The sequence below is a fragment of the Ramlibacter sp. genome (genome assembly GCF_035706265.1).
Lineage (GTDB): Bacteria > Pseudomonadota > Gammaproteobacteria > Burkholderiales > Burkholderiaceae_C > Ramlibacter.
Map to the genome: position 1 here is coordinate 1 of NZ_DASSVG010000275.1, position 7,090 is coordinate 7,090.

At 67.1% G+C, this 7,090-nt stretch carries 9 protein-coding genes and 1 tRNA gene; 7 read left to right on the top strand and 3 right to left on the bottom strand.

Annotation, left to right across the window (positions count from 1 at the left end):
• From VFM98_RS10135 to VFM98_RS10155, 5 genes are all read left to right on the top strand, one after another.
• Positions 1-498, top strand: a 498-nt coding sequence (locus VFM98_RS10135) for a DUF6502 family protein (protein ID WP_325109804.1), incomplete at its 5' end; no start/stop codon positions are given.
• Positions 499-515: 17 nt separating this feature from the next.
• Positions 516-1,739 (top strand): DUF5666 domain-containing protein, encoded by a 1,224-nt coding sequence (locus tag VFM98_RS10140; protein WP_325109805.1) that lies wholly within the window; start codon positions 516-518, stop codon positions 1,737-1,739.
• A 105-nt stretch (positions 1,740-1,844) separates the two neighbouring features.
• On the top strand, positions 1,845-2,114 hold the full coding sequence (locus VFM98_RS10145; protein ID WP_325109806.1) for a hypothetical protein: 270 nt from the start codon (positions 1,845-1,847) through the stop codon (positions 2,112-2,114).
• 95 nt (positions 2,115-2,209) lie between these two features.
• A tRNA-Arg gene (locus tag VFM98_RS10150) sits at positions 2,210-2,286 on the top strand.
• A gap of 176 nt (positions 2,287-2,462) precedes the next feature.
• Complete coding sequence (locus VFM98_RS10155; protein ID WP_325109807.1) at positions 2,463-3,746, top strand: tyrosine-type recombinase/integrase; 1,284 nt, start codon at positions 2,463-2,465, stop codon at positions 3,744-3,746.
• 470 nt (positions 3,747-4,216) lie between these two features.
• Here the strand turns inward: VFM98_RS10155 and VFM98_RS10160 are convergent, their stop codons facing one another.
• From VFM98_RS10160 to VFM98_RS10170, 3 genes are read right to left on the bottom strand one after another with little or no spacing between them, the layout of a single operon-like run.
• Complete coding sequence (locus tag VFM98_RS10160; protein WP_325109808.1) at positions 4,217-4,678, bottom strand: hypothetical protein; 462 nt, start codon at positions 4,676-4,678, stop codon at positions 4,217-4,219.
• Complete coding sequence (gene stbB, locus VFM98_RS10165; protein ID WP_325109809.1) at positions 4,675-5,415, bottom strand: StbB family protein; 741 nt, start codon at positions 5,413-5,415, stop codon at positions 4,675-4,677. Before stbB ends, VFM98_RS10160 begins: the two co-directional genes overlap by 4 nt.
• On the bottom strand, positions 5,412-5,816 hold the full coding sequence (locus VFM98_RS10170; RefSeq protein ID WP_325109810.1) for a hypothetical protein: 405 nt from the start codon (positions 5,814-5,816) through the stop codon (positions 5,412-5,414). Before VFM98_RS10170 ends, stbB begins: the two co-directional genes overlap by 4 nt.
• A gap of 455 nt (positions 5,817-6,271) precedes the next feature.
• On the opposite strand from VFM98_RS10170, the gene VFM98_RS10175 reads away from it, so the two are divergent.
• Entirely contained in the window at positions 6,272-6,598 is a 327-nt protein-coding gene (locus VFM98_RS10175; protein ID WP_325109811.1) for a helix-turn-helix domain-containing protein, read from the top strand.
• Positions 6,599-6,615: 17 nt separating this feature from the next.
• Positions 6,616-7,086: an ArsI/CadI family heavy metal resistance metalloenzyme gene (locus VFM98_RS10180; RefSeq protein WP_325109812.1), complete on the top strand. Its 471-nt coding sequence runs from the start codon at positions 6,616-6,618 to the stop codon at positions 7,084-7,086.
• Positions 7,087-7,090 lie beyond the last annotated feature (4 nt).

Below are 7,090 nucleotides of genomic sequence, written 5' to 3' on the forward strand. Positions count from 1 at the left end.
GCCCCGAGCTTCGAGACCCTGGCCCATTCGATCACCCGCGATGTCCATCCGCGCACGCTGCTGGAAGAGCTGTCGCGCCTTGGCCTGGCCCGCGTCGACGAGAGCGACGGCCGCGTGCACCTGGTCAACAGCGAGTTCGTGCCGCGCGCGGACCTGGACCGCATGCTGTCCTTCCTGGGTGCCAACGTCGGCGACCACCTGCAGGCGGCGGTGGCCAACGTGCTGAGCGACGGCAGCCGCCACTTCGAGCAGGCGCTGTTCGCCGACGAGCTCTCCGACGAATCGCTGGAAGCCGCCCGCGGCCTCGTCAGCGACCAATGGCAGGCGCTGCTGCACACCCTGGCGCCGGCCCTGCAATCCCTCATCGATGCGGACAAGGCGGCGGGTCGCCCCGCCGCCCAACGCATGCGCATCGGCCTGTTCGCGTTCACGGAGGCGATGGCGCCGCCCGAGGACGCCAACGGCACGCCCACATCCACGTCCACGATCCCTTCCTGATTCCCCAAGGAGTAGCCATGTCCGACCTGCCCATCTCGCCAGTTGCTCCGCAACCTTCCCGGCGGCGCGTTCTCGTCAGCCTGCTGTCCGCCGCTGGCGTGATGGCCCTGCCGTCCTGCGGCGGCGGAGGCGGCGGGGGCGTGGCCGGCGTCGACACCGGCGGCACCGGCTCGTTCTCCGCCGGCCGCATCACCGGCTTCGGCTCGATCATCGTCAATGGCGTGCGCTTCGAGGACAACGCCGCGCGCGTGTCGGACGACGACGGCGGCACGCTGGCCGCGTCCGCCCTCCAGCTGGGCATGGTGGTGCGGGTGCAGGCCGGTGCGATCACCCCCGGCAGCGGCGACGTGCTGCCGAGCGCGACGGCCACGGAGATCGTGGTCGAGAGCCAGATCAAGGGGCCGGTGGAGTCCAAGACGGGGACCGACACGCTGGTGGTGTTCGGCCAGACCGTGAAGGTGAATGCCGCCACGGTCTTCGAGCCGGGCGTCACCTTCGACAACATCGTCGCCGGCAACATCCTCGAGGTGCACGGTTTCGCCGATGCCGCCGGCGTGGTCACGGCTTCGCGCATCGAGCGCGAGAACAACGCGAACGAGTTCAAGGTGCGCGGCTTCATCGCCAACCTCGATGCCACGGCCAAGACGTTCGACATCGGCGGCGCCAGCTTCAACTTCCAGAATGCCACGCGCCTGCCGTCGACCGCCCTGCAGAACGGCCTGTTCGTGCGGGTGCGGACGGTGCGGCCGCCGGTGCAGAACGGGGCCGGCGAGTGGCTGGTCGAACGCATCGACCTGCGCGATCCGTTCGACGACAAGGACGAGGCCGAGATCGAAGGCATCCTGGTGCTGAACGCCGGGGTGTTCTCGGTCAACGGCGTGACGATCGACACCTCCAGGCTCGCTGCCGGCGCCGCCCAGGCGCTGGTCGGCCAGAACGTGGAGGTCGAGGGCCAGCTGGCCGACGGCGTGCTGATCGCGCGCAAGATCGAACTGGAGGACGTCGACGATGCGGCGAGGGTGGACGTGCGGGGCCCGGCCTCGGCCGTGAACAAGACTGCGCAGACCTTCGTCGTGCGCGGCCTGACCTTCCACTATTCGACCGACACCAATGTCACGCGCGTGGACGACGGCACCATTGCCGCCGACCTGGTCGACGGCGCCAACATCCGCGTCCGCGGCACCTTGCCCGTCGGCGGTGCCGGCAACATCGAGGCCACGCGCATCGACTTCCGACCGTAAGCGGCCCGGCCGGCCGACCCCGGGCGCCGCAGTCGGCCCGGGCGGCCCGTCGGGGGAATCCCGTCCATGGATGCGACTGCCCGAATGTCCCCAAGGGAGGACTCCATGCATATCGCCACCAGTGACCCGATCGCGCAATGGACCCTGCAACTCAGGGAGGTGCAGGAGATGTTGTCGGAGCGGCAGCGCGAGCTGCTGCATGCGATCTCGAGCCAGGGCCCCGGCCAGGAGGACCTGCGACGGCAGGTGCGCGCGCTGAGCTACAGCGCCATGGGCATCATCGGCGAGATCGAGAGGGAGCTGCAGCGCCGGCGCGCCCCCGCCGACGCCCGGGGCCATCGCACCGAGCGGCGGGAGACCGTGGCGGCCCGGTGAGGCGCCAGCCGGCCTGAATCGATCCAATCACGGGGCAGAAAGCTGCGGCCTGACATAATCGGCGCGCCGGCGGCCACGCGCCGCCGCGCGTCTTTCTGCCCGTAGCTCAACTGGATAGAGCAGCTGCCTTCTAAGCAGCAGGTCGGGGGTTCGAGTCCCTCCGGGCAGGCCAGATCGGCGTCCCGCAAGATCCCAGATCGTCCCGGAACCCGCGTCGTCATTGGGCGAACGCCGGATGACGTTGTCCCAGGGCCTCCTCGCTCGTACCATGAGATACCGCCACTTTGGCGGTATTTCTGGCGGTATCTCCCCAGTACGGCCGGGCAGGTACCGCCAAATGGAGCGGCCATGGCACTCACCGACGTCTTCGTTAGGCAGGTCAAGCACACCGGCAAAGCCGCCGGCGACAAGCACACGGATGGCGCCGGGATGTACCTGCTGGTCAAGGCGTCTGGCAAGTACTGGCGCTTCAACTACCGGTTTGCCGGAATGCGCAAGACGCTTGCCCTGGGCACCTATCCGGAAATCACGATTGCCAAGGCGCGGCAGCGGCGCGACAAGGCGCGCGAACTGCTCGCGGACGGCATGGACCCCGGCCTGGCCAAGCGCGCCGAGAAGCTCGCCACCGCCGTGGCAGCGGCGAACACCTTCGAAGCCGTGGCAAGGGAACTGCATGCGACGAAGAAGGCGTCCTGGAGCCCGAAGTACGCGGCGCGCTGGATCGAGCGCATGGAGAAGGATGTCTTTCCCTACCTTGGCCGGCTTCGCCTGCCGGACATTTCGGCGCCGATGGTGCTGGAAGTCCTGCGCAAGGTGGAAAGGAGGGGAGCCAACGAAACCGCTCACACCCTGCGTCAGACAGCCGGGCAGGTATTTCGCTACGGCGTGCAAACCGGTCGCTGCGAGCGCAACCCGGTGTTGGATCTGCACGGCGCACTGAAGCCCTTGGTCGTGAAGCACATGGCCGCCGTGCTGGAGCCCAGCAAAGCCGGCGAGCTACTGCGCGCCATCTACGACTACGGTGGCCAGCCGATGACGCGTGCAGCACTGCAACTCTCGGCTTTGCTGTTCCAGCGGCCGGGCAACATCCGGCAGATGGAGTGGCCCTGGGTCAACCTGGAGAGTGGCATGCTGACCATTCCGTCGCAGGCGATGAAGCGCCGGGTGCATCAGAAGCTCAATGGCCGACCCCATCTGGTCCCCTTGGCTACGCAGGCGGTTGCCATTCTTCGCGAACTGCAGCCGCTCACCGGGCATGGTCGCTACGTGTTCCCGTCCTTGCGCACAGGCGAGCGCCCGATGTCGGACAACACCGTGAACGCGGCGCTTCGCCGCATGGGGTTCGCTTCCGACGAGATGACGGCGCACGGTTTTCGCGCGATGGCCCGCACGTTGATGGTGGAGAGGTTGCCCGGCATCGACCCGGAGGTGATCGAGGCCCAATTGGCTGACGGCAAGACGGGCCCGCTCGGCGCTGCGTACGACCGTGCCGATTACCTGGAGCAGCGGCGGAAGATGATGCGCGAGTGGGCGAACTACCTGGACCGGCTGCGGCGCGGGGCGGACGTGGTGGAGCTCCGTGCTGCCGCGAGACGGAAGCGTCCGACATCAGGAGCAACGCAGACGCGATAGCTACCGGCCCAAATATCACGTCGGTCGCTTCGCCGCACCCGCTGCGCCAGGTGAACTGAGACAGCGGCCGCCTCGCTGCGCGCCCGAAGAACGCATTGGCAGCGAGCGCGCAGATGTCCACCGCAATCCCCCCGCAAGCCCCCGTCCTGGGGTGAGGGGGCTTGTGGGGGGATCTTCGAGCGGTGGGCCGCGAAGCCGGCGCACCGCTTCGCTTGCTGAAGCTGGCGACACGACCCAACTCCCACCCTTGAAATAGCGAATGGGGGGCCCACCCCCCGCCCGGCCCCGGGCGGGAGCGAGGAGGGGCAAGCGAGAGGATCGGTTTTCACGACTTCAAGACGATGGTCGGCTAGCCGTCCTTGCAAGGATCTCCGTCATGTCTTGCGTCCGAGTCGACCGACGCAATGCCCATCTGAGCATGCGGGGGCGCCTGGTACTCCGCCGCCCCATGTTTCGCCACCGGTTGGCGATCAGCCGCAGCCCAGGCGCGAAACCCAGATCCACACTGCTGCCGAACCTGCTGCGGCCGCCCCGAGATGTGTCAGCCACCATTCCCACTCCCGATGGCGTTGCTGCATCAGAGGCTGCAATGCCGATCTCAGTTGCTGCATCGCGGCGCCGAGCTCAGCGCCGAATGCGACCCGCGCGGCATCTGCCATGGCCCGACTTTGCTGCTCGATCGAGCGGCGCGCAGTCTCGTCGACTCGCATCGCGAGGTGGTGCACAGCCCGCGTCTTTGCATTTTCCGTGATCGCCGCCATCCTGCTCTCGAACGCCGCCAGGTTGTCGCTCAGCTCGGTCTTCGCTTGCAGCAGCGCTTCGCACGACCCGGTCAGCAGCGGCGCAAGCGCTTCCACCTGCCGGATCAGCTTCGCGGTGTCGCCCACTGCTTCGACAATCAGCGCCTCGCGTGCCGTGGTGGGATCGTTCATGCTGCTCGTGGAGCGGCGTCGCCCACCTGGTGCGTCAGCGCGTGGAGTTCCAGCGCGGCGAAGCAGGCGTCGAGTTCGGGGACCACACCTCGCGCAAGACGCTGTGTCGCCAGCTTTTGCGCCAGAGCCACTTTCTCGGCTGCCGAATCCGTCTCGGCAATGGCGGCCTTGTAGTCGCTCGTGTCCGCGGCCAGTTCCATAAGCGACCGGCCGGTGCCGCGAATACGCGCATACACTTCGTTGTACCGCAGGTACGCCGCTGTCCGCGGCTGCACGGAACCCGAGGCCGCACAGTAGGCGAGCAGCGTCTCGAAAGTCCGCGCCACCGGGGTGTCGTCCTCGACCTGGTTGAAGACGAGGCGAATTCGATCCGCAGGCACACCGATGCGCGCCAGTTCTGCCAACGTGGCTGCCGTGTCCTGTTGCTGCTTTCGAGGTGGCACGGTCGGCACGACGAATGCGTCGAAGTCCGCGTGGCTGCCGCTGTACCGGCGCATCAGCGCAAGCAGCTCTTCGACATTGCTCGCCCCGACGTCGACGACCAGATTCGACACGGTCTGCAGATACTCCTGCAGCTGAGCGAACTGCCGCCCGCGAATCGTCACGGGCTGTCCATCGTCGGCGTTGATGCTCTCCACCGCGACGAAGTGGCAGCCGGGAATGCGCGGGGCGAGCAGATGGTGGGCCACTGTGCTCTTGCCCACATTGCCTGAGAAGTTGATGACGGCCAGTTTCATTGGATCTCCTGGTTGCGAAGCAGCGGGTTGCCGGGATGGGCGCTGAAGAAGGCCTCAGCGATGTCGTGGCCGCTGGAGCCCTCCAGTGCGGAAGGGGTAGCAGTTGGCGGCAACGAAGCTGCAGGCGCTGAAGTCGCTGGACTTCGTGGGGCTGACTGCGGGACCCGTTGTGGAATGACTCGGGCGCCTACGTGCTGGTTGTGGAACCGTCGCACCTCGCGGCGCAGCGCACTCGTGCTGAGTTCGACGCCGACGTCGGCGAGCGCCTCCCGAATCGCCTCGTAGGTGTAGCCGGCACGCCGCAGCCGCTCGATCTCGGAGGCATACACGGCCGCCTTGCGGTCGATCCGTCCTGGCGGGCGTCTGGGGTGCAGTTGAACGATGAAGTCGCCGCGGGCCATCCCTGCAATCTAGGACGACGAGGACCGGTCGACCGCGATGATTTCAGCCGCTGATTCATCGGATCAGCGATCGGAGCGCGGCGGCTGCTCGTCGCATCGCGTCGTCTGACCGACGGGTGAACGCCGTTCTTGCGACGGGGCGGGACAGATGCCCGTCCCCTGTGCGTCACCTCCGTCGGCTCCGCCGCGCCCTGCAGACGGATTTGCGGCGCGCCGCGTCGGTCCCCGTGGTCTTGCAAGTCCACGGAGCGATGAATTCGTGGCCGAATTCATCGCCATCAGGCCTTGGCGACAGCCAATATTGAAGGTGTAGGTGAGTGCAGGATAGGCGGCTTGCCGCCGATTTGTGAAGCGTGCTGCAGCCTGTGGCGAGCGTCCTGCACCGGCCTGGCCTGCGTCAACATGGCCCACCCCCAAGCTTGCGAATCACTCGATATTTCGATAGACTTTGAATTATGGAAGAAAAAACCGCCGTCGCCGCCCTTGCCGCACTGGCGCAGCCCCTGAGGCTGCGGACGTTCCGCGCCCTGGTGGGCGCTGGTCCCGATGGGATGACCCCGGGGACCCTCTGCTCCATGCTGGATGTGGCGTCGTCGTCTCTGTCCTTCCACCTGAAGGAACTGGTCCACGCCGGGATGGTGACGCAGGAGCGCGATGGCCGGAACCTGATCTACCGCGCCTCCCTGGAGCGCATGTCCGAGCTCATGGACTACCTCGCCGCGCACTGCTGCCTCGGCGCCGGGTGCGAGGAGATCACCGTCCCCAACTGCAAGAACTGCTGACCTAAAGGAGAACTGCCTTGAAGCGCTTTCACGTCCACCTCCACGTCGACGACCTGCAACAGAGCATCGGCTTCTATTCCAAGCTGTTCGCGGCGGAGCCTGCGCGGCGGGAGGCGGACTACGCCAAGTGGATGCTCGAGGACCCGCCTGTGAACTTCGCAATCTCAACCCGCGGGGCGAAGCCGGGCGTCGACCACCTGGGCATCCAGACGGACAATGCGGAAGATCTGGCCGTCCTCAAGGCCCGGGCGGAAACCGCAGACATGGCGCTGCTGGACGAAGGCCAGACGACCTGCTGCTACGCGCGCAGCGAGAAGCACTGGGTGACGGACCCGCAGGGGATCGCGTGGGAGCACTTCCACACCCTGGGCAACATCCCGGTCTTCAACGAACGCGAGTCGACAACGCGCCAGGCCGCCGCATGCTGCTCCCCGGCAACCCCTTCGGGCAAGCCCGTCGGCATCCCGGTCAAGTCTTCCTGTTGCTAGCGCC

Excerpts from the sequence above, each read along its gene's own strand:
- VFM98_RS10140 (WP_325109805.1), top strand. The coding sequence starts at position 516 with ATGTCCGACCTGCCCATCTCGCCAGTTGCTCCGCAACCTTCCCGGCGG.
- VFM98_RS10155 (WP_325109807.1), top strand. The coding sequence starts at position 2,463 with ATGGCACTCACCGACGTCTTCGTTAGGCAGGTCAAGCACACCGGCAAA.
- VFM98_RS10145 (WP_325109806.1), top strand. The coding sequence starts at position 1,845 with ATGCATATCGCCACCAGTGACCCGATCGCGCAATGGACCCTGCAACTC.
- VFM98_RS10160 (WP_325109808.1), bottom strand. The coding sequence starts at position 4,678 with ATGAACGATCCCACCACGGCACGCGAGGCGCTGATTGTCGAAGCAGTG.
- VFM98_RS10175 (WP_325109811.1), top strand. The coding sequence starts at position 6,272 with ATGGAAGAAAAAACCGCCGTCGCCGCCCTTGCCGCACTGGCGCAGCCC.
- stbB (WP_325109809.1), bottom strand. The coding sequence starts at position 5,415 with ATGAAACTGGCCGTCATCAACTTCTCAGGCAATGTGGGCAAGAGCACA.
- VFM98_RS10170 (WP_325109810.1), bottom strand. The coding sequence starts at position 5,816 with ATGGCCCGCGGCGACTTCATCGTTCAACTGCACCCCAGACGCCCGCCA.